This is a genomic window from Methylosoma difficile, from assembly GCF_054657615.1.
This window is the reverse complement of record NZ_BAAHYJ010000005.1, coordinates 1-18,976: the sequence shown is the minus strand read 5'-3', so window position 1 is coordinate 18,976 and position 18,976 is coordinate 1. Positions and strand designations below refer to the sequence as shown.

At 47.4% G+C, this 18,976-nt stretch carries 26 protein-coding genes; 6 read left to right on the top strand and 20 right to left on the bottom strand.

Annotated features, from left to right (window positions below; translation table 11 throughout):
* Nucleotides 1-11 precede the first annotated feature (11 nt).
* The 5 genes from sufU to ACYQ1O_RS13535 all read right to left on the bottom strand — a co-directional run bounded on the left by sufU (nucleotide 12) and on the right by ACYQ1O_RS13535 (nucleotide 3,456).
* Nucleotides 12-464, bottom strand: coding sequence for a Fe-S cluster assembly sulfur transfer protein SufU (sufU, locus tag ACYQ1O_RS13555; protein WP_459992422.1), 453 nt, complete (start codon nucleotides 462-464; stop codon nucleotides 12-14).
* A complete protein-coding gene (locus ACYQ1O_RS13550) occupies nucleotides 457-852 on the bottom strand; it encodes a type II toxin-antitoxin system VapC family toxin (RefSeq protein ID WP_459992420.1) in 396 nt (131 codons plus the stop codon). Before ACYQ1O_RS13550 ends, sufU begins: the two co-directional genes overlap by 8 nt.
* A complete protein-coding gene (locus ACYQ1O_RS13545) occupies nucleotides 845-1,090 on the bottom strand; it encodes a hypothetical protein (protein ID WP_459992418.1) in 246 nt (81 codons plus the stop codon). The genes ACYQ1O_RS13550 and ACYQ1O_RS13545 overlap by 8 nt, the downstream gene beginning before the upstream one ends.
* A gap of 61 nt (nucleotides 1,091-1,151) precedes the next feature.
* Nucleotides 1,152-2,195 (bottom strand): hypothetical protein, encoded by a 1,044-nt coding sequence (locus ACYQ1O_RS13540; protein ID WP_459992416.1) that lies wholly within the window; start codon nucleotides 2,193-2,195, stop codon nucleotides 1,152-1,154.
* Between the two features lie 37 nt (nucleotides 2,196-2,232).
* On the bottom strand, nucleotides 2,233-3,456 hold the full coding sequence (locus tag ACYQ1O_RS13535; protein ID WP_459992414.1) for a SufS family cysteine desulfurase: 1,224 nt from the start codon (nucleotides 3,454-3,456) through the stop codon (nucleotides 2,233-2,235).
* A 79-nt stretch (nucleotides 3,457-3,535) separates the two neighbouring features.
* Here ACYQ1O_RS13535 and ACYQ1O_RS13530 point away from each other — a divergent pair, with 79 nt between their 5' ends.
* On the top strand, nucleotides 3,536-4,159 hold the full coding sequence (locus ACYQ1O_RS13530) for a Uma2 family endonuclease (RefSeq protein WP_459992413.1): 624 nt from the start codon (nucleotides 3,536-3,538) through the stop codon (nucleotides 4,157-4,159).
* Between the two features lie 30 nt (nucleotides 4,160-4,189).
* Entirely contained in the window at nucleotides 4,190-4,765 is a 576-nt protein-coding gene (locus ACYQ1O_RS13525; RefSeq protein WP_459992412.1) for a hypothetical protein, read from the top strand.
* 39 nt (nucleotides 4,766-4,804) lie between these two features.
* Here ACYQ1O_RS13525 and sufD read toward each other — a convergent pair whose 3' ends face one another.
* The 14 genes from sufD to ACYQ1O_RS13455 form a co-directional block, all read right to left on the bottom strand.
* On the bottom strand, nucleotides 4,805-6,115 hold the full coding sequence (sufD, locus tag ACYQ1O_RS13520; protein ID WP_459992411.1) for a Fe-S cluster assembly protein SufD: 1,311 nt from the start codon (nucleotides 6,113-6,115) through the stop codon (nucleotides 4,805-4,807).
* Nucleotides 6,112-6,861: a Fe-S cluster assembly ATPase SufC gene (gene sufC / locus ACYQ1O_RS13515; RefSeq protein ID WP_459992409.1), complete on the bottom strand. Its 750-nt coding sequence runs from the start codon at nucleotides 6,859-6,861 to the stop codon at nucleotides 6,112-6,114. The genes sufD and sufC overlap by 4 nt, the downstream gene beginning before the upstream one ends.
* A 148-nt stretch (nucleotides 6,862-7,009) precedes the next feature.
* Nucleotides 7,010-7,486, bottom strand: a complete 477-nt coding sequence (locus ACYQ1O_RS13510; RefSeq protein WP_459992407.1) for a Uma2 family endonuclease — start codon at nucleotides 7,484-7,486, stop codon at nucleotides 7,010-7,012.
* A gap of 10 nt (nucleotides 7,487-7,496) precedes the next feature.
* The gene (locus ACYQ1O_RS13505; RefSeq protein WP_459992406.1) at nucleotides 7,497-7,928 is read right to left on the bottom strand and encodes a type II toxin-antitoxin system VapC family toxin; all 432 of its coding nucleotides are present in this window, start codon (nucleotides 7,926-7,928) and stop codon (nucleotides 7,497-7,499) included.
* Complete coding sequence (locus ACYQ1O_RS13500) at nucleotides 7,925-8,152, bottom strand: type II toxin-antitoxin system VapB family antitoxin (protein ID WP_459992404.1); 228 nt, start codon at nucleotides 8,150-8,152, stop codon at nucleotides 7,925-7,927. The genes ACYQ1O_RS13505 and ACYQ1O_RS13500 overlap by 4 nt, the downstream gene beginning before the upstream one ends.
* A gap of 143 nt (nucleotides 8,153-8,295) precedes the next feature.
* Nucleotides 8,296-8,880 carry a hypothetical protein gene (locus ACYQ1O_RS13495; protein ID WP_459992402.1) on the bottom strand — a complete coding sequence of 195 codons (585 nt, stop codon included), beginning with the start codon at nucleotides 8,878-8,880 and terminating at the stop codon, nucleotides 8,296-8,298.
* Complete coding sequence (locus ACYQ1O_RS13490) at nucleotides 8,873-9,253, bottom strand: HepT-like ribonuclease domain-containing protein (protein WP_459992400.1); 381 nt, start codon at nucleotides 9,251-9,253, stop codon at nucleotides 8,873-8,875. The genes ACYQ1O_RS13495 and ACYQ1O_RS13490 overlap by 8 nt, the downstream gene beginning before the upstream one ends.
* Nucleotides 9,246-9,536, bottom strand: a complete 291-nt coding sequence (locus tag ACYQ1O_RS13485; RefSeq protein ID WP_459992398.1) for a nucleotidyltransferase family protein — start codon at nucleotides 9,534-9,536, stop codon at nucleotides 9,246-9,248. The genes ACYQ1O_RS13490 and ACYQ1O_RS13485 overlap by 8 nt, the downstream gene beginning before the upstream one ends.
* Nucleotides 9,529-9,744 (bottom strand): type II toxin-antitoxin system HicB family antitoxin, encoded by a 216-nt coding sequence (locus tag ACYQ1O_RS13480; RefSeq protein ID WP_459992397.1) that lies wholly within the window; start codon nucleotides 9,742-9,744, stop codon nucleotides 9,529-9,531. Before ACYQ1O_RS13480 ends, ACYQ1O_RS13485 begins: the two co-directional genes overlap by 8 nt.
* Nucleotides 9,737-10,018 carry a BrnA antitoxin family protein gene (locus tag ACYQ1O_RS13475; protein ID WP_459992395.1) on the bottom strand — a complete coding sequence of 94 codons (282 nt, stop codon included), beginning with the start codon at nucleotides 10,016-10,018 and terminating at the stop codon, nucleotides 9,737-9,739. The genes ACYQ1O_RS13480 and ACYQ1O_RS13475 overlap by 8 nt, the downstream gene beginning before the upstream one ends.
* The gene (locus ACYQ1O_RS13470) at nucleotides 9,981-10,253 is read right to left on the bottom strand and encodes a BrnT family toxin (RefSeq protein ID WP_459992393.1); all 273 of its coding nucleotides are present in this window, start codon (nucleotides 10,251-10,253) and stop codon (nucleotides 9,981-9,983) included. The genes ACYQ1O_RS13475 and ACYQ1O_RS13470 overlap by 38 nt, the downstream gene beginning before the upstream one ends.
* 7 nt (nucleotides 10,254-10,260) lie before the next feature.
* Nucleotides 10,261-11,709 (bottom strand): Fe-S cluster assembly protein SufB, encoded by a 1,449-nt coding sequence (gene sufB / locus ACYQ1O_RS13465; RefSeq protein ID WP_459992391.1) that lies wholly within the window; start codon nucleotides 11,707-11,709, stop codon nucleotides 10,261-10,263.
* A 15-nt stretch (nucleotides 11,710-11,724) separates the two neighbouring features.
* Entirely contained in the window at nucleotides 11,725-12,174 is a 450-nt protein-coding gene (locus ACYQ1O_RS13460) for an SUF system Fe-S cluster assembly regulator (protein ID WP_459992390.1), read from the bottom strand.
* A gap of 83 nt (nucleotides 12,175-12,257) precedes the next feature.
* Complete coding sequence (locus tag ACYQ1O_RS13455) at nucleotides 12,258-13,235, bottom strand: hypothetical protein (protein WP_459992389.1); 978 nt, start codon at nucleotides 13,233-13,235, stop codon at nucleotides 12,258-12,260.
* 148 nt (nucleotides 13,236-13,383) lie between these two features.
* Here ACYQ1O_RS13455 and ACYQ1O_RS13450 point away from each other — a divergent pair, with 148 nt between their 5' ends.
* The 3 genes from ACYQ1O_RS13450 (at nucleotide 13,384) to ACYQ1O_RS13440 (ending at nucleotide 15,866) form a co-directional block, all read left to right on the top strand.
* Nucleotides 13,384-13,908, top strand: a complete 525-nt coding sequence (locus ACYQ1O_RS13450) for a glycine cleavage system transcriptional repressor (protein WP_459992387.1) — start codon at nucleotides 13,384-13,386, stop codon at nucleotides 13,906-13,908.
* A gap of 7 nt (nucleotides 13,909-13,915) precedes the next feature.
* Nucleotides 13,916-14,389, top strand: coding sequence for a peroxiredoxin (locus ACYQ1O_RS13445; protein ID WP_459992385.1), 474 nt, complete (start codon nucleotides 13,916-13,918; stop codon nucleotides 14,387-14,389).
* A 61-nt stretch (nucleotides 14,390-14,450) separates the two neighbouring features.
* Nucleotides 14,451-15,866 carry a PhoH family protein gene (locus ACYQ1O_RS13440; protein ID WP_459992383.1) on the top strand — a complete coding sequence of 472 codons (1,416 nt, stop codon included), beginning with the start codon at nucleotides 14,451-14,453 and terminating at the stop codon, nucleotides 15,864-15,866.
* 52 nt (nucleotides 15,867-15,918) lie between these two features.
* Here the strand turns inward: ACYQ1O_RS13440 and ACYQ1O_RS13435 are convergent, their stop codons facing one another.
* Complete coding sequence (locus ACYQ1O_RS13435) at nucleotides 15,919-16,479, bottom strand: Uma2 family endonuclease (RefSeq protein WP_459992840.1); 561 nt, start codon at nucleotides 16,477-16,479, stop codon at nucleotides 15,919-15,921.
* Nucleotides 16,480-16,915: 436 nt separating this feature from the next.
* Between ACYQ1O_RS13435 and ACYQ1O_RS13430 the strand changes: the two genes are divergently transcribed.
* The coding region (locus ACYQ1O_RS13430; RefSeq protein WP_459992381.1) for a calcium-binding protein at nucleotides 16,916-18,976 on the top strand (2,061 nt) is incomplete at its 3' end.

Genomic DNA, 18,976 nt, shown 5'->3' with positions numbered 1-18,976 from the left:
TACAAAATGAATTATTCGGTAGAAATAGACTGCGTTTCGTTTTTCAACGCCGCATCCAGCGTATGCCAAGCCAAAGTCGCGCATTTCACCCGTGCCGGATACTCGCGCACACCCGCCAGCACCGCCAACTTGCCGACCGCTTCCAATTGGATGTCTTCGTCTTTACCCGTGGTCATTTCGTGGAAGGTCTTAAACAACGCCTCCGCTTCCGCTTCGGTTTTACCTTTGATGATTTCCGTCATCAACGACACCGATGCCGTAGAAATCGCGCAGCCGGAACCTTGGAAACTGGCATCTTTTATCGTGTCGCCGTCCATTTTCAAATACAGCGTCAGACGATCGCCGCATAAAGGGTTAAAGCCCTCCACTTTACGGTCAGCAGGGTCAATCACGCGAAAATTGCGTGGATTGCGATTATGGTCAAATATGACTTCTTGGTAGAGGTCGCGTAGGTCTTCAAACATCGGATTCCTTAACTAATTGAATATCTTGCATAGGATAGTGCTTTGCATTATTCGTCCACAAACAAAGCTGGTATTTTTTAGCGCAGGCGGCAATCAAGTAATCTTCTAAAGAAATTTTGTTATACGCCTTACGGAATTGGTTGGCATAAAGCCCGGCAATTTTTCCGATCTCGCTGTCAATCGTTAGTGTATGGCAATAAGAAAAGAATTGCTCTATGTCCGCATATTCTTTTGCAAATACCCCTGCATATATTTCAGCCACAACAATTGGACAAATATAAAACTCGCAATGTTGTTGCTGTAAAACCAACAAAGTTTTGACCGTCGTTGCTTGTTTACGTAACAGGTGGATGATCACGTCAGTATCTAACAAGATATTTTTAATCATTGATTAACCGACTGTTACTGCGAATGTCATCAACATAAGCCACTGGATCAACATCTGCAAAACTTTCTAAGGGCTGTAAACCATCAAAAAAAGACTTTAGATCATTGGCTTTGCGCCGTTGCAATTCATGCGCCACCGCTTGCTGGACAAATTCTTCAAAAGTTTCGCCACAGGCTTGCAGATTGGCTTGGATTTGGTTGGTTATTTCGTCTGAGAAATTTAATTGAGTGGCAAACATTGGTTAACTCCTCGTCGCTGTTACGCTGATTCCCAAGCTGGAGCTTGGGAATCAGCATATATTATTCAGATAGCAAACTTAAACGCTCTAATATGAATTTGGAAACTTGGGCTTCGGAAAACTTGTTTGCATCTATATATCCATCAATAGACAAAACACCATCTACTTTTGCATCATCAAAGCGAACATACATAATTCTATCTACTTCTTTTGCTTTGATAATATCTCTAATAGCCCGTAACTCTAAACCACACCATTCTTTCTGAGCATACTCAGCGCACAAAAATACAACAATAAGTTCTGCATTTTCTCTGTAAATGTTTTGCAAAACCGTATCAATGCTTGGTTTAGCTAATTGTGACTGGTAGTCAAAATCATAAAATATACTGTCCTTATCAAATTCAGGCCGAATTAATTCAACAACTTTAGAAACATAATCCCGTTTCTCTCCAGGAAAAGAAAATGCCACTTTAAACTTGATGCTTTCCAATTTTTTCAAAGAACTATCCCCTTTAATCTTTTCAATTTTTGGATCGTCTAATATTTGCTCTAATGCCAATAATGATAAAGAAAATGGGTCTGGGTCTATTCTTGTTAATTTATCTGAACCAGGGTAAGTCATTGATATAAAATAAAGAAGATAATTTAACCAAATAGACAACTTATCTTCATTTGTAACAAAAATAATTATATTCTCGCTTCCAATTTCTTCGTTGCAAAATTCTTTCAATACCCTTGACTTAATAATTTCAGCTTCGTTTTCATTAAATAAACTACCTGCACGTTTAGCCATTCTGACAAACAAATTGCATGACTCACCTTCAATGATTCCAAATGATGATAGTTCCGCCCCCCGAACTCCCCATTGGAGATCACTATTCTTTAAGTTATTAAAATATATATCGAACGCATTCTCACGAGGCATTTTCCCATAATATTGCCATAGTGAAATTGCGTGGTTTGGAGATTCAAAATTTTTATCTTCATTAACGCTGTTTGAGGTTATGAAATATGTGCTGAATTTAATGTCATGAAATTTAGCGGCTTCAATTTCAAAAGCAGAAATCAATCTCTTAATTTCTTTCCCCTTCTTTCTTAACGACATTTCTACTCACTTAGTGCAAAAGTTATTAATATCTATACTACCCAAACGCCTCAATCAACCCCTTAATTCCACCCATCAACACATCAACCTCTTCCATGGTGTTATACATCGCAAACGAAGCCCTAGCGGTAGCGGGAATTTGGTAGAAATCCATCACGGGCATGGCGCAGTGGTGGCCTGCTCGGATTGCTATGCCTAAGCTGTCTAGCATAGTGCCGATGTCGTGCGGGTGGATGCGCTCTAGCGTGAACGACAAAATCCCGCCTTTTTCCGCCGCTGTGCCGATGATTTTTAAGCCTTTAATCTGCTCGGCTTGTGCGGTGGCGTAGGCCAGCAGTTCGGCTTCGTAATCGGCTATAGCATTCATGCCAAAGTTGTTCAGGTAATCAATCGCCGCGCCCAAACCAACGACATCGGCAATGTTCGGCGTGCCGGCTTCAAATTTATGCGGCAAGCCTGCGTAGGTGCTTTTTTCGAAGGTGACGGTGCGAATCATGTCGCCGCCGCCTTGGTACGGGGGCATGGCTTCGAGCAGGGCTTGTTTACCGTACAGCACGCCGATGCCGGATGGCCCGTAGAGTTTGTGGCCTGAGAACACGTAAAAATCGCAATCCAAGGCTTGCACGTCCACCGCCATGTGCGGGATGGATTGCGCGCCGTCGAGCAGGACGGGGATGTTTTTGGCGTGGGCGGCGGCGATGATTTTTTCCACAGGGTTGATCGTACCCAGCGCGTTGGACATGTGCACGACAGCAACCAAGCGGGTTTTGTCGTTTAACAAGGCTTCAAATTCGGGGTAAAGCAATTCGCCTTGCACGTTCATCGGCGCAACTCTCAGCACCGCGCCGGTTTGTTCACAGAGCATTTGCCACGGCACGATGTTGGAATGGTGTTCCATCGCGGTGATAATGATTTCATCGCCTGCTTGGATGTTGGCTTTGCCGTAAGTTTGCGCTACCAAGTTGACGGCTTCGGTCGCCCCGCGCACGAAAATAATTTCTTTGCTGCTGACGGCGTTGATGAAGGTTTTGACCTTCTCCCGCGCCGCTTCAAATTTGTCGGTGGCTCGGACGCTTAAGGTATGCACACCCCGATGGATGTTGGCGTAATCATGGCGGTAAAAATTGCTGATGGCATCAATCACCGCATTGGGCTTTTGGCAACTGGCGGCATTGTCGAGATAAACCAGCGGCTTATTGCGGATTTTTTCGGCAAGGATGGGGAAGTCGGCGCGGATTTGTTGTACTGGGAAGTTTGTCATGGTCACTGTTAGTTTCTGTTGCTTGTCTTAGGCCAAGCTATTATATTTACGTTAAATTCTTTTTAATTCTGGCGTGTTTATGGTCACTGTTAATCCTACCAAACCACCGGCGAATAGCGGGCAACCGATGTCCGTTTTTTTTCCGGATTTTAACCATCCGCTTAAGCACCTGACCAATCTGGATGAATGGCGCAGAATGGGCGAGGCTAATATTTTTCCGCCCGGCAGCCGCGTGGAACTGATTAACGGAGAAATTTTAGATATGGCACCGATAGGCTCTTCTCATGCGGGTCACTTGAAACGCATTAACCATGTGTTTAGTAAAATAATTCCTGGAAACCTGATAACCAGCGTCCAAGACCCACTCCAACTCGGTGATTTATCAGAACCCGAACCGGACTTCATGTTGCTAAAACCACATGAGGATTTTTATACCTCGCGCCATCCAATCGCCGAGGATGTGCTTTTACTAATCGAAGTCGCCGATTCATCCCTACGTTTCGACCAAAACGAAAAGTTGCGTTTATATGCCTTGCACGGTGTTCCTGAATACTGGTTGCTTAATCTGAACGACAACTGCTTGGAGGTTTATCGTAAGCCAAATGGCGAATCTTATGCAGAAAAATCCACGTTACATTCCGGTGATAATGTCACCTTGACGCAATTGCCAAATATCAGCATTCAGATTGCCACAATTTTGTAGCCATGCACGAAAAATCTAAAAACAAGAATAATGGATAAGCTAATAATTTTTCTTACTTTATTATTTTCTTTCATTATTTTTATCCGTATTTCAGTTTTTCTACGTAACACTTACTTCTTCTGGTGTATTTTTTCTTTTTATAACTTCAGCTTATTAGGGCCTCTTGCAATTCCGCCGATTTTTTTAGTAGCTCCCGTATATAAAGATTTTCTTCCCTTCTTGCTTCCACCTCTGACGTTCACGCTTATAACCACAGCTATCGTGGCAAGCTGTATACTGCTGGCATTTCCTCGCTTACGCAAATTTTGGCTTGTAAACACGTGGTCGCCATTCCTAGTCAATTTTTTTGTTTTAGGTGTTTTTTTATTTGCTGCCGAGCAGCATAAAAACACATTGATTACCCATGCGCTTATCAACCATAAACCTGACTGCGTAGATATTAATCCATTTTTTATTTCGCTAGGACACGGTGGACAAGAGCATCAGCTTACTGTACATGCCTTATTTAAAGAAAAGGGCAAAATATATTTTTGGAGTTATTCCAAACTTAATTTCTTTGAAGGCAGCGAAGACACAAACCAAAGTTCGCACTGCCATAAAAAGTAGCCTTTTTTAATTATTCAGATATTTGTCACAATTGTTTCTTTACAACCACTCCTTCTCAATCCCCGCTTGCGGAAACCGTTCCAACAATTGCGCCAGCGCCAAATCATGCAAGCCTTTAATCTTAACCTTATCCACCATCTCATTAGCAAACGCAAAGGTCAGCATATTCCTAGCCGTTTCCTCATCAACACCGCGCGATTGCAAATAAAACACCGATTTTTCTTCTAATTGCCCGACTGTCACGCCGTGGGCGCATTTGACATCGTCGGCGTAGATTTCTAGCTGGGGTTTAGTGTCGGCTTCGGCATCGGCGGATAACAACAGGTTACGGTTGTTCATTTGCGAGTCGGTTTTTTGCGCGTCTTCGGCAACCACCACGCGGCCTTGGAACACGCCACGGGCGCGGTCTGCCAATACGCCTTTGTAGGTTTCGCGGCTGATGCCGTGTGGTTTCAGGTGATTGATGCGTGTGTGGTTGTCATGATGCTGGCGTTTTACGCCCAAGTACAAACCGTTCAACTCGCATTCTGCCGCTTGTTCCAAATCGGTATGGATGTCGGAACGCGCCAACAAGCCGCCGAAAGCAAAATTGTGGTGCGTGCAACGGGCATCGCGGGCTTGTTGGATGTACAAACCGCCGAAATGATAGGCTTTTGCCGATTCGCATTGGACTTTGTAAGCGGTCAGTTCGGCGTTTTGCCCAACAAAGGCTTCTGTTACCGCAGCCGATAAATAACCGACATCGGCACCGACAAAGGTATCCAACCATTGCGCGGCGGCGTGTTCAGCCAGCACCAACAGGTTGCGCGTGGTTGCCAAACCGCCGTCTTGAGTGACGATGTGAAGGCATTGGATGGGTTTGTCTAACACGCATTTCTCAGGAATATGGACAAACACGCCATCGGTGAACCAAGCATTGTTGAAGGCGATAAAACCGTGTTCGTTATTGTTGACCGCTTTACCCAAATACGCCGCGACCTGTTCGGGGCAGGTTTGCAATGCTTCCGCCATGCTGAGGATTTGTGCGCCTTCTGGCAAGCCTGCCAGTTTTGATAAGTCAGCAGAAAAATGTCCATCAACCAACACCAACGAATAGGTATCCGCCAATTGATAAGCTTTAAGCCATTCGGCATCAACGGTTTGCGCCGCGTCCAACAAAGGCGAAAAGGCTTTTTTCTCCAATGCGGACACGTTGGTGTAACGCCATTCTTCGGCACGCGGCGACGGAAAACCGTGGCTGGCGAAATGGGCGTAAGCATCGGCACGGAGTTCTTGCAACCACGGCAAATTTTGCCCAGGCAAAGCTAAAGCTGAGTAGCTGGCTGTGTAATCGTTTAACGCTGCACTCATGCCGCCGCCTCTTCCAACCAGCCGTAACCTTTTTCTTCCAGCTCCAAAGCCAGTTCGGGGCCGCCGGATTTGATGATTTGCCCGTGCGCCAAAACGTGGACAAAATCGGGTTTGATGTAATCGAGCAAGCGTTGGTAATGCGTGACCATGATGAACGAGCGGTCTGGCGAGCGCAGCGAATTGACGCCATCGGCGACGATTTTCAGCGCGTCGATGTCGAGGCCAGAATCGGTTTCATCGAGGATGCACAATTTCGGTTCCAACATCGCCATTTGCAGGATTTCATTACGTTTTTTCTCGCCGCCGGAAAAGCCTTCGTTGACGGCGCGGTACAAGAATTTTTCGTCCATTTCCAAGGCTTTCACTTTAGCTTTAACCAAAGTCAAAAAATCCATCGCATCAACTTCATCCAAGCCATTGTGCTTGCGTACCGCATTCAGCGCGGCTTTCAGCAAATACACATTGCTGACGCCAGGGATTTCCACCGGATATTGGAAGGCCAAAAACACCCCTTCGCGGGCACGGATTTCCGGCGGCATCTCCAGCAAATCCTTGCCTTGGTACGTCACCGAACCGCCCGTGACTTCATAACCGGATTTACCGGACAAAATATGCGACAAGGTACTTTTGCCGGAACCGTTCGGCCCCATGATGGCGTGGATTTCGCCGGCTTTGACCTCAAGATTGATGCCTTTGAGGATTTTTTTATCGTTTACGTTGACGGTTAGGTCTTTAATACTGAGCATTGAGTTTCCGTTTTTGCTGGTTTTAATAATTTTTGTTAGTTGTACCCTTTTGGGCATAAAGACTGAGTCACGAAGCCCAACAATTTGAGGCGTTAAATGTTGGGCTTCCTATCGTCAGCCCAACCTACGATATTCTGTTTTCGGAGGTTTAAACATCAACCTGCACCGGAAAATCCGGTAACATTTGCGAATGAGCCAATTCATTATCGGCATTAAAAAAACGCATAGCGCCTTGTTGGTCGCACAGCCAAAATTCCTGCGCCCCTTGCCCAAAATAGAGCTTTTTCTTCGCCATCATTTCCAGTTCGGTATTGCTGTCTGACAGCACCTCAATACAAATTTCCGGCGCAACCGAACATTCAGCCTCATGCTTGATGATTTGCAAACGCGCACTAGACACCCAAACCACATCGGCGACTTTTGTGCCTTTGGGGGTAAAAATGGCGCATTCGGGGAAAACCTTGCCGCCTGGGGCGTAATGTAACAACAGGCGTTCAATTTCGCCTTGTAATAAGGAATGCAATACCTTCATCGGACTCATGACGATTTGCCCATATTCGTTCAGTTCTATTTTAAAAGGCAGGTTTTTTAAATTGGGGTTGGAGCAGACTTCTTGCCAGTTCATAAGATTCTCACTATTCATGCCCTGAAAAAGGATTAATTAACTCAAGTCCACACGATTTAAAATCATCAACATTCCGCGTTACCATTTTTAAGTCGTAACAAAGTGCTGTTGCCGCAATCAGGCTATCCATCATGGCTAATTTATTGCCTTGATTTTCAGTTCGTGCGGATAACTGCGCCCAGTGTTCCAATACATCGGCACTAATCGGCAAAATGCGTTGCGAAAATTCGGCTTCCACCGTGTTAAGCCAATTTTGCAAAATCAACGCCCTTTCCGGCTGAGTAAATTTTATTTTGTAAATACCTTTTTTAATTTCAGCAATACTGATGGCACTTAAAAATAACTGCGATGGTTGCTGCTTATTAAACCAACGTCTGACATTGCCATCAGGCTTTTTCTTAACGCATTCAGAAATGATGCAGGTATCCAGCAAATAACTCATAACTCTATGGTTCTGCCCATGTTCTTATTGCGGCCAAACAATTCATCAACCTCTTCGTTAGTCAAACCGACATCAACCCGCAATTTATCGAACGGCGTTTTTTGGGATTGATGGGTTTGCACATAGTCGGACAAAATAGCCGCAACCGCCTCTTGTGGCGTTGGATAATTGGCAATCTGCACAACTTGATTCATCAGGTCATCGTCTAGGACTATCGTGGTCATGGTTGTAATCCTATGTGTTGTTAACTAAAAACATTGTAGGGTGGACAAACGGCTTTATCGTTTGCCTACCATTTGCCGATAAAAGTGGTGGGCAGAAAAACGTTGCCCACCCTACACGGCTAATTGGCAGTAAAAATTTAGGATTACTGTACTTTTGTTAGCAATTTATTTACTTCAAAAATCACATTACAGCATTCACGGACTGAACCAACTAACAAAAACTTGGCAAAACCAGGTGAATAAAAATCAATTTTATCGATTAAATTATCCAACTCAGTTTTCTTTTCAGTTTGGTCATTATGGAAAAATTCAGCATTAAGCCAAATATCAATCAATTTTTCAGTCGTTAAAGGAACATCATCAATTATGATATTAGTTGAGTGGAGCATTCCCATTTTCCAAGACTCCTTAAGAGGCTTGGTGTGATTTCTAGCATCAGGAATATATCGATTAATAATGTTTAAAATAACAAAAAGATTGCACGGCTCGTCTTGTAGCCAAAAGTGCCTAAACCTCATTAGTAGCGAATCAACTGCTTCATCAGAAGGTAACTGAAAAGAAAAGGAAGGTCCTTTCTGGTCTATCTGTAAACCAATACTCCAATTGAAACCATCTTGAATTAAGCTATTGCTCAACAATTTTTCTGTCCGACTTTTAAATATTCTTATTTTTTTTAACTCATCGGGAGTAGCTTGAGTAATTAGCGAAGCAATTTTGTCATCAATCACATTTATAACCCTTTTCTATATCTAGTCGCGTATTGAGTGAAAACAATTTCAATTCAAGCAACAAAGCCGGAACATCCGTTTCAATAATGCTCCATAAAGTGTCGTTGTCTATACCCAGATAACCATGGATCAAACGGTTGCGGGTGGCTATCAGTTGCCGCCACGGAATTTGTGTGTTGGTTTTACGCACTTCTTCGGGAATATGTGTGGCGGCTTCGCCGATGAGTTCCAGATTCCGCACGGTGGCATCATACGTTAAGCCACTGTTGATAAAATCATTTTGGTTAAAGCCTTCGGTATAAGTGATGACTTTTTCCGTAAAGCCAATCATATCATCCAGATAAAAGTGCCATTCCCGCACTGCATTAGACATCTATCGCTTCCTGCTCGATATACGGGCGTAATTGCTGGCGTAGGGCTTTGTCGGTGACTAAATCGACAGCGCAACCTAGGCAATCTTCCAGTAAAAACAACACGCCAAAATAGCGTTCGGAAGTCGCCAAGCCATCGAAAGTGACCAATATATCCACATCACTCTGGTCGCTGGCTTCGTCGCGGACGGTTGAACCGAACAATGCCAAGCGCACCACGCCGAATTGCTGTGCCAAAATCGGCTTAATGCGGGTCAGCACTTCCAGAGCAGCGGCTTTACGCATACAAAAGCCGCCTTTTCGGCTCAGGTACATAACGACCCAATTCCACAGCTGTTTCTATCCATTCGGCAATCACTTGCTCCGCATTTTTAACAGCTTCCTGATACGTTGCGCCATCCGCCATACAACCCGCCAACTCCGGCACCTCGGCGATATAGGCTTGGTCTTCTTCGCTCCAGTAAATAATCATTTCGTATTCGCAATTAAGCATGATGCGTTTCAATATATTCAATCAATGCCTGATCCATTTGCGATTGCCAATCTTTACCTGTGTTTTTAAAAAAATCGACCACACGCAGTGATAAGGTCAAGGTGACTTGCACCTTTGCTGATTCGCAGTCTTTAATACGACGGCTTACACCAATAACTTTGCCCTGATGTTCAATACGTGCGCCTTCCCAAAAGCCTTCTACTGCATCAAGGTCATCGGGGTTATAAGGCGGTTCTTCAGTAGCCAATGTTGGCGTAGTAGTATTTTTGTTCATGTTTAGTAGCCTCACGGACTGAAATTAAATGCGGATGCTCAACCTTATCAACCCAAACCATAAAAACAACAACTGAATTTAGCAATCCTAAACTTAGTAACCGCTGTTCGCCATAATTTTCACGCGCGTCTTCTTTGGTAATCATCGGGTGATCGAAGATGCTGACACATTCCGCTAAATCAATCCCATGCTTTTTCAGATTGATTTGGCGTTTATTGTCATCGTAGGAAACCATGCGCTCGTTAACCCACCGACCCTTCCAAACTCAAGCCCAACAACGCCTGCGCTTCCACAGCAAATTCCATCGGCAATTCCTTAAACACTTCCTTACAAAAGCCATTAACAATCATCGACACAGCATCTTCCGCCGAAAGCCCGCGTTGTTGGCAGAAAAACAATTGGTCTTCGCTGATTTTAGACGTGGTGGCTTCGTGTTCGATTTGTGCGGACGGTTGTTTGACTTCCACATACGGGAAGGTATGTGCGCCGCAACGGTCGCCCACTAGCAGGGAATCGCATTGCGTGTAGTTACGGGCGTTTTCGGCGGATTTCAGCACTTTTACCAAACCGCGATAGGTGTTTTGGGCGCGGCCTGCGGAGATGCCTTTCGATACAATCGTGCTGCGGGTGTTTTTGCCGATGTGGATCATTTTGGTGCCGGTATCAGCTTGTTGCCAGTTGTTAGTGACGGCGACGGAATAGAATTCGCCGATGGCGTTGTCGCCTGTCAGTACGCAACTGGGGTATTTCCAAGTGATCGCCGAGCCGGTTTCGACTTGCGTCCACGACACTTTGGAGTTGTCGCCACGGCAATCGGCGCGTTTGGTGACAAAGTTGTAAATGCCACCTTTGCCGTCTTTGTCGCCGGGATACCAGTTTTGCACGGTGGAATATTTGATGGTCGCATCTTTCATCGCAATCAATTCGACGACGGCGGCGTGGAGTTGGTTTTCATCGCGCATCGGTGCGGTGCAGCCTTCCAAGTACGACACATGGCTGCCTTCGTCGGCGATAATAAGGGTGCGTTCGAACTGTCCGGTATTGGCGGCGTTAATGCGAAAGTAGGTGGACAATTCCATCGGGCAGCGCACGCCTTTGGGGATGTACACGAACGAGCCATCGGTGAATACGGCGGCGTTGAGCGCGGCGAAAAAATTGTCGCCAACGGGTACGACAGAGCCTAAGTATTCTTTGATTAAGTCAGGATGGTCGCGCAGAGCTTCGGAAATCGGGCAGAAAATTACGCCCGCTTCTTTCAGTTTGCCTTTAAAGGTGGTGGCGACGGATACGCTATCGAACACCGCATCGACGGCGATGCCTGCCAATTTTTCTTGTTCATCCAAAGGGATACCGAGTTTTTTGTACGCAGCCAATACTTCTGGATCGATTTCATCCAAACTTTTCGGGCCGTCTTCTTTGCGTTTCGGCGCGGAATAATAGCTGATAGATTGGTAATCAATCGGCTCGATGTTGAGTTGCGCCCAATCCGGTGACGGCATGGTTTGCCAATGGCGGAAGGCTTGCAAACGGTATTCGAGCATAAAGTCCGGCTCATTTTTAACCGCCGACAACCGACGGATCACATCCTCATCCAAACCCGGCGGGAAGGTGTCGGTTTCTAAAACCGTGACAAAGCCTTGTTTGTAATCTTGGTTGATGAGGTTGCTGATTTCTTCGCTGGTGGCTGACATAAAGGTCTCGACTTCTTATTGGTATAAACTGGCGACGGGAATGTAAACTTCTTCCGGTACGGTGACGGGGCGGATCAAATCGGCTAAGGTCACGGATTCTAAAGCGTTATGGATGGTTTGGTTGATGATGTGCCAATTGGCGCGGATGCCGCAACCCGATGCTTGTTCGCACGCTTGTTTGGAAATGCTGCATTCGGTTAAGGCAATCGGGCCTTCTAAGGCACTGATGATAGCCGCGACGGTGATTTGCGCCGGATCGCTGGCGAGCATGTAACCGCCTTTCGATCCGCGCGTGGACATCAACACTTTGGCATTAACCAAGGCTTTCAATATTTTGCTGACCGTAGGCAAAGCAATCCCTGTGACTGCCGCGATTTCCATCGCCGCAAACACGCGGTTTTTGTCTTTGGCGATCACGCTTAAGATGACTGTAGCGTAATCGGTGAGCTTGCCTACCCGTATCATGGTTGTCCTCGCTTAATTGGGGACTATTTTAGTCCTATTTAATTTCTGAGTAAACAGCTAGGTTATGGGCGTGGGTAATGAGGCTATTTTTGGCTCAATACTTCCACGTCATCTTTCACCACGTCCAATATTGCGCTTAAGTGGCTTAGCTCTTTTTTCATGCCCGCCATGCTAAACACCAAACTCACCGATGTCGCCGCCAATAAGGCCATCACACCCAACAAAACAGCCAATGCCCAAATGGGCAAAGCAATGGTAGAAGCGGGCACTGGTTTTGATCGGGCAGCCAAGCCGACGGGTTCTGTGGGCAGTGCTGACAACAGCACAGGCGCAACAGTTTCTACAAAGGACGGCTGTTCTGCTTGTTTGACGGGCTCAGGTTCGGACTTATCTTCAGGAATCACAACCACCTCTGGAGCAGGCACATCAAGCAGCGGCGCGGCAACAACAGGCGATACGGGTTCTTCCAGTTGTTCCGGCTCGCTACGTTCGCTTATATAAGAAGAAATAAAGGCATCCACCTCAAACAACTCTTCCGCTGGCTGACCTGCCTTAATGGGTTCTAGCACTGCCGCACTCTCCCTAACCAGCACAGGTTCAGCCATTAGGTCTGGCTCAAGCGCCACCAGTTCGACTTGCGGATAATCGTCATCCACCACCGGCACATCGACAACATCCACGACAAATCCCTCGTCGTGAAATAAATCAACGAACGGCTCTACCGCCGGCAAATCTTCAGCAACTTCTTTAGCGATTACCGCGGCAGCCATGCCCTCACCGTTGGCATTACCAATGTCCACCAGCGTTTCGGATGAATCGACCGTCATATCCGTCCACGCGTCTTGATGCGCGTCGGTTGTCTCTTCAAAACCGGTGTTGACCAACAAGCGGTCGATAGCGTCCTCATCATCTTGCCAGTGCGTTAATGGAGTAATTTTTAACTGGCTATCGTCCGTTGTGGTTTGTAAGTCCGCCAAAATAAAATCGTCTTCCTGAGCATCACGGGAGTTGGCGATATTCGTCCGCTTAGTTTTCGGTGTTCTTGGTGATGGATGGGCCATGGTTGCTCGTTAAATAAAAAGAAGGAATCGAAATAGAAAAATAGCCGCCAGCATTGGGCTGGAATCAGACTATTTATCAGGAAAAATCAGTTGGGGATAAAGTTTGGCGCATTTGGTGATAAACTGCCAAAAAATTTTAGAAAATACTATGCAACTAGCCATCACCGCCTTAGGCAACAATCAGATCAATTTCATTGCAGAAATCCTCTCTGCCGTGCGCGACTGCCATTGCAATATTATGGAAATCCGCTCGTCGCGGTTGGCGCAATCGGCTGCCGGTTATTTGCTGGTGCAAGGTAATTGGAACCAAATCGCCAAACTGGAGAATCTGCTGGATACCCTCCAAAAACGCATGGAAATCAAAATCCAAACCTTGCGCCCCGAAGCCAAAGACAAGGGCCGCGACTGCGTGCCTTATTCTTTAGAAACGATTTCTTTAGATAAAGAAAACGTCATCGAATCGATCACCTCGTTCCTGATTGACCGGGAAATCGACATTGAAGAAATCACCGGCAGCTCGTATTTTGCGCCCTATATTCAAACACCTGTTTTTTCGACAAAATTTATCATTTTAATTCCCCCTAGGCTGCATTTATTGTCGTTGCGCGAGGAATTTTTGGATTTCTGCGACCAGCTCAACATCGATGCGATTCTTGAACCCATAAAACGATAGGTAACCAATGTCTCAAATAGCAATCGGCAGCGCAGTACCCGATTTTGCATTACCCGCCACTTCAGGCAAAACCATTCAATTATCTGATTACCGAGGACAAAACATCGTCCTGTATTTTTACCCCAAAGACAACACGCCAGGCTGCACCCAAGAAGCCCAAGCGTTCCGCGACCATATCCAACAGTTTACCGACGCCAACACCGTTATCCTTGGCGTATCGCGCGATAGCGTCAAAGTCCATGAAGGCTTTAAAAGCAAACAATGCCTGCCCTTTGAACTCTTGGCTGACAGCGATGAAAGCCTTTGCCAACTGTTTGATGTCATCAAAATGAAATCCATGTACGGCAAACAAGTACGTGGCATCGAGCGCAGCACCTTCCTGATTAACGGCAAAGGTGTGCTGGTTAACGAATGGCGCAAAGTTAAAGTCAACGGCCATTGCCAAGCCGTATTGGCGGCTTTAGTGGAGTTAAACGCTTAGTTTTTGCAAAGCACCGCTTATCCTTTTTTATTGTTTCACATCTAAACAGGGCTGCCCGCGCATGAATATTCAGACGACTCCAGATAAAAAACTGTTTGTTTTGGACACCAACGTGCTGATGCACGACCCCGCCGCGATTTTCCGTTTTCAAGAACACGACCTGTTCATCCCGATGGTGGTTTTGGAAGAGCTTGACCGGGGTAAAAAAGGCCTGACCGAAGTGGCGCGCAACGTTCGCCAAGCTAGCCGCTTCTTTGATGAATTGATCTGCGACGCCAGCCACCAAACGCTAAACGATGGCATTGCCTTATCGAGCATCAGCCACGGCCCCAATGATGCCAGCGAATGCGCCGGACGTTTGTACTTCCAAACCAGTACACTCACCGAAATGCTGCCCGACTCCATGCCCGGCAGCCTCGCCGACAATTCCATCCTCAGCATTGTTTTGGCGCTGACCAAACAGCTGCCCGCCATCAAAGTCATCTTGGTGTCCAAAGATATCAACATGCGCATCAAAGCGGCAACCTTAGAACTGTATGCCGAAGACTACCACAACGACCAAACCCTGGATGACATCGACCTGCTGTACAGCGGCGCCACCCAATTGGACAGCGACTTTTGGGACGAACATGGCAGCACCATGCACTCTTGGCAAGAAAAAGACCGTACCTTTTATCGCCTGGAAGACCCGCTGGTTGCCGAATGGTATCCCAACCAATACTTGTACATGGATGATGAATTCAACTTTGAAGCCATCGTCCGCTCCGTGGAAGGCCATGTTGCAGTATTGGAATTGGCGCGCGATTACCGCTCCAAACACAACAACGTTTGGGGCATCACCGCCAAAAACCGCGAACAAAACTTCGCCCTGAACGTCTTGCTTGACCCTGAAATCGACTTCGTCACCTTGCTGGGCACCGCCGGCACCGGCAAAACCTTGCTGGCCTTAGCGGCAGGCCTGACCATGACCTTGGAAAAAAAGCTCTACAACGAAATCGTCATGACCCGCGAAACCGTGCCTATCGGCGAAGACATCGGTTTTTTGCCCGGCACAGAAGAAGAAAAAATGGCGCCGTGGATGGGCGCGTTGATGGACAACTTGGAATTGCTGGGCAGCCGTTCCGGACAAAATGAATGGGAACAAGGTGCCACCAAAAACATTTTGATGAACCGCGTCAAAATCCGCTCGCTTAACTTTATGCGCGGACGCACCTTTCTAAGCCGTTTCCTGATTATCGACGAAGCCCAAAATCTGACCTCCAAACAGATGAAAACCCTCATCACCCGCGCGGGCCCTGGCACCAAAATCATCTGCATCGGCAACTTGTCGCAAATCGACACGCCTTATTTGACCGCCACCACATCGGGACTGACTTACGTGGTGGACCGCTTCAAAACTTGGCAACACGGCGCGCACATCACCTTACGGCGCGGCGAACGCTCACGCCTGGCGGATTACGCATCGGATATTTTGTAATTCTCACAACAACAATGCGGGCGGACAAACGCGTTGTCGGCCCGCATCGGCTTTAACCCCACAAATCCGCCAAAGAAAACGGCGCGGCATCAAACGGCGGCACCGCCACTTCGTCGTCATCCTTCAGCGTGGCAATCAGCACCCAGCGGCCTTGCTGCAACTCAAACGCCTCCAAAGTTTGCGCCAGCGGATCGACCATCCACACATGCGCCACGCCATATTGGGCATAAAGCGGCAGTTTTATGATTCGGTCTTTCTTGGCGGTGGACGGCGATAAAATTTCGCACACCCAATCCGGCACCACTTCAAAACGATGGTCGTCAGGCACGCTGGGCATACGCTCGCGCCGCCAGCCTGCCAAATTGGGTACGGCGACTTGTACGTCACGGATAAAATGCACTTCCGGTTCTATAATGATCCACCAACCGCCCGGGCCACCTCGCCCAAAATCAAACGGACCGGACAAATTGAATCCTAAGCCGCGCCCCACCACGCCATGCCGTCCAGACGGCCTTGGCAGCGCATGCAATTCACCATTCAAAATCTCTCCGGCAACATTGTCGGGCAAAGCCAGTAATTGCTCGTAAAGGCTTTCTTTTAAAACAGCATTCATCACAAACTCCCAAGAAAAACCATTGGCTTCGGGCATTTTAACACGGGCAGGGATTGCGCCGGTTGGATTGGGTTTTTAGGAACCCAACGGGATTGCAAAGGGTGCTGTACCCAAGATCATGAAGGTTGCGAAAAGCATACAACTCAACCTACAAACCCACAAAACTCAAGAAAAGCTTTTATCGCTCCCACGCGGGGCATGGGGACGATGAAAGCCAAGATTTTTAGAATCGAAAAAAGGGGGAGGCGGGAACATCGGAATCAAGAAAATCCAGTATTCCGCAAGCAGCATAAGGGATACTTCTTACAAAGCCATACCAACACACATAATTGATTAGACCTTATTTTGCCAACAGCCACCATTATCGCTTAAAATCCAGCCAGCTAAACCAACTATTCTTTTTTATCAACAACATAATCTCTCTAGGGAGAAAATTATGGCAAATTATCTCGGTACAGACAGCAACAACACTTACAACGGCACTAGCACAGACGATCAAATATACGGCTATGGCGGCGGCGACACCCTGCAAGGTGGTAACGGCTCAGACCATATAGAAGGCGGTGACGGAAACGACACGCTGAAAGGCGATACAGGTGATGATACATTGCAAGGCGGCAATGGTGCCGACACTTATCTGTTCACCAAAGGTGATGGCATGGACACCATCCTGAACAGCGACACCGACGGCGGCAAAGATGTGGTCAAGTTCACTAATGTCACCTCAACCGAGGTAACGGGAGTGAGCAGTTCCGGCACATCATTAATATTGTCTTACGGCGCTAGCGACAGCATCACCATACCCCACTACTTTAGCCTCACAAGCGAGGCCCACATTGATATATTCCCATACCCCGATTACCGCATTGATGAATTCCAATTCAGCGACGGCGTGATATGGACATGGGATAACATCAAAACCAAAATACAGGGCTTCATCGAAGGGACGGAAGGTGATGATGTTTTGAACGGTTATGTCGGTGTAAACAATATTATCTATGGACTGGGTGGCACAGACTTTATATCCGGTGGCAGTGGCGACGACATTATCGTTGGCGGCAAAGGTGATGATTACTGGAGCCTCGACGACTCTAAATTCGGACTGCTCATGGATGAAAGCGGTGGAGCCGACACCTATCTGTTCGCCAAGGGCGATGGCAGGGATGAGATATATAACTTCGACACCGACGGCAGCAAAGATGTGATCAGGTTCGTTGATGTCACCTCAAACGAAGTGACCGAAGTACGCCGTGTCAGTGTTTATGGTGACGATTTGAAATTATCCTACGGCACCAGCGACTCGATCATCATTGACAATTACTTTAGCTACGCAGATTACCGCATTGATGAATTCCAATTCAGCGATGGCGTAATATGGACATGGAATGACATCAAAACCAAAGTCCTGCAAGGCACAGCGGGTGATGACCGTTTACAAGGTTACGATGGCGAAGCCAACACTATCAATGGCTTGGCGGGTAATGATGTTTTATTGGGTGGCAACGGTAACGATAAGCTCAACGGCGGTACTGGCGCGGATGCTATGAGCGGCGGTGCGGGCAATGACAGCTATACGGTCGATAACAGTGGCGACACAGTAACAGAAACCTCCACCTTGGCAAGGGAGGTCGATTCGGTGAGCAGTTCGGTGTCATTTGTGTTGGTAGCCAATGTCGAAAATCTGACTCTGACCGGCGGCAAGAACCTCAAAGCCACCGGCAACGCGAAGAACAATGTCCTGAAAGGCAATGCCGGCAGCAATACGCTGGACGGCAAGACCGGTGCCGACCGCATGGCGGGCGGCTTGGGCAATGACAGTTATGTCGTTGATGATTTGGGCGACACCGTGACGGAAACCTCAACACTAGCGACCGAGATTGACAGCGTGTCCAGTGCCGTGTCGTTCACTTTGGACGACAACGTGGAAAACCTAACTCTAACCGGTACAGCGAACATCAACGCCACCGGCAACAGCCTGAATAACACATTGGTCGGCAACGACGGCAACAACATATTGGACGGCGGCGCAGGTGCGGACAATATGGCGGGCGGCTTGGGCAATGACAGTTATGTGGTTGATAATAGCGGCGATGTGGTGACAGAAACCTCAACACTGGCGACCGAAATGGACAGCGTGTCCAGCTCGTTCTCTTTTGTCTTGGGCGCAAATCTGGAAAACCTGACCCTGACCAGCACGGCGGCAAATGCGACAGGCAATAGCTTGAACAACATACTGACCGGTAATGCGTCAACGAACGCGTTGGTTGGCGGTGCAGGCAATGACACCTTGGTGGCCGGCGAAGGCGTGGATGTGCTGACCGGCGGCACGGGCAAGGACGCGCTCAACTTGGCGGAAACCGTTGCCAAAACCGACACGGTGAAAATCGCCACGAGCCACAGCACAGTCACGGGCTTTGATGTCATCAGCGGCCTTCAAAAGGGTCTCAGCGCCAGCTCGGCGGCGGGCGTGGACAAGCTGGATTTGGTCAGCACCAGC

Excerpts from the sequence above, each read along its gene's own strand:
- ACYQ1O_RS13500 (WP_459992404.1), bottom strand. The coding sequence starts at position 8,152 with ATGACCACGATAGTCCTAGACGATGACCTGATGAATCAAGTTGTGCAG.
- ACYQ1O_RS13435 (WP_459992840.1), bottom strand. The coding sequence starts at position 16,479 with ATGAATGCTGTTTTAAAAGAAAGCCTTTACGAGCAATTACTGGCTTTG.
- ACYQ1O_RS13510 (WP_459992407.1), bottom strand. The coding sequence starts at position 7,486 with ATGAACTGGCAAGAAGTCTGCTCCAACCCCAATTTAAAAAACCTGCCT.
- ACYQ1O_RS13450 (WP_459992387.1), top strand. The coding sequence starts at position 13,384 with ATGCAACTAGCCATCACCGCCTTAGGCAACAATCAGATCAATTTCATT.
- ACYQ1O_RS13445 (WP_459992385.1), top strand. The coding sequence starts at position 13,916 with ATGTCTCAAATAGCAATCGGCAGCGCAGTACCCGATTTTGCATTACCC.
- sufB (WP_459992391.1), bottom strand. The coding sequence starts at position 11,709 with ATGTCAGCCACCAGCGAAGAAATCAGCAACCTCATCAACCAAGATTAC.
- ACYQ1O_RS13460 (WP_459992390.1), bottom strand. The coding sequence starts at position 12,174 with ATGATACGGGTAGGCAAGCTCACCGATTACGCTACAGTCATCTTAAGC.
- ACYQ1O_RS13455 (WP_459992389.1), bottom strand. The coding sequence starts at position 13,235 with ATGGCCCATCCATCACCAAGAACACCGAAAACTAAGCGGACGAATATC.
- sufU (WP_459992422.1), bottom strand. The coding sequence starts at position 464 with ATGTTTGAAGACCTACGCGACCTCTACCAAGAAGTCATATTTGACCAT.
- ACYQ1O_RS13475 (WP_459992395.1), bottom strand. The coding sequence starts at position 10,018 with ATGAACAAAAATACTACTACGCCAACATTGGCTACTGAAGAACCGCCT.
- ACYQ1O_RS13480 (WP_459992397.1), bottom strand. The coding sequence starts at position 9,744 with ATGCTTAATTGCGAATACGAAATGATTATTTACTGGAGCGAAGAAGAC.
- ACYQ1O_RS13470 (WP_459992393.1), bottom strand. The coding sequence starts at position 10,253 with ATGGTTTCCTACGATGACAATAAACGCCAAATCAATCTGAAAAAGCAT.
- ACYQ1O_RS13440 (WP_459992383.1), top strand. The coding sequence starts at position 14,451 with ATGAATATTCAGACGACTCCAGATAAAAAACTGTTTGTTTTGGACACC.
- ACYQ1O_RS13545 (WP_459992418.1), bottom strand. The coding sequence starts at position 1,090 with ATGTTTGCCACTCAATTAAATTTCTCAGACGAAATAACCAACCAAATC.
- sufC (WP_459992409.1), bottom strand. The coding sequence starts at position 6,861 with ATGCTCAGTATTAAAGACCTAACCGTCAACGTAAACGATAAAAAAATC.
- ACYQ1O_RS13550 (WP_459992420.1), bottom strand. The coding sequence starts at position 852 with ATGATTAAAAATATCTTGTTAGATACTGACGTGATCATCCACCTGTTA.
- ACYQ1O_RS13540 (WP_459992416.1), bottom strand. The coding sequence starts at position 2,195 with ATGTCGTTAAGAAAGAAGGGGAAAGAAATTAAGAGATTGATTTCTGCT.
- sufD (WP_459992411.1), bottom strand. The coding sequence starts at position 6,115 with ATGAGTGCAGCGTTAAACGATTACACAGCCAGCTACTCAGCTTTAGCT.
- ACYQ1O_RS13485 (WP_459992398.1), bottom strand. The coding sequence starts at position 9,536 with ATGCGTAAAGCCGCTGCTCTGGAAGTGCTGACCCGCATTAAGCCGATT.
- ACYQ1O_RS13530 (WP_459992413.1), top strand. The coding sequence starts at position 3,536 with ATGGTCACTGTTAATCCTACCAAACCACCGGCGAATAGCGGGCAACCG.
- ACYQ1O_RS13525 (WP_459992412.1), top strand. The coding sequence starts at position 4,190 with ATGGATAAGCTAATAATTTTTCTTACTTTATTATTTTCTTTCATTATT.
- ACYQ1O_RS13505 (WP_459992406.1), bottom strand. The coding sequence starts at position 7,928 with ATGAGTTATTTGCTGGATACCTGCATCATTTCTGAATGCGTTAAGAAA.
- ACYQ1O_RS13490 (WP_459992400.1), bottom strand. The coding sequence starts at position 9,253 with ATGTCTAATGCAGTGCGGGAATGGCACTTTTATCTGGATGATATGATT.
- ACYQ1O_RS13535 (WP_459992414.1), bottom strand. The coding sequence starts at position 3,456 with ATGACAAACTTCCCAGTACAACAAATCCGCGCCGACTTCCCCATCCTT.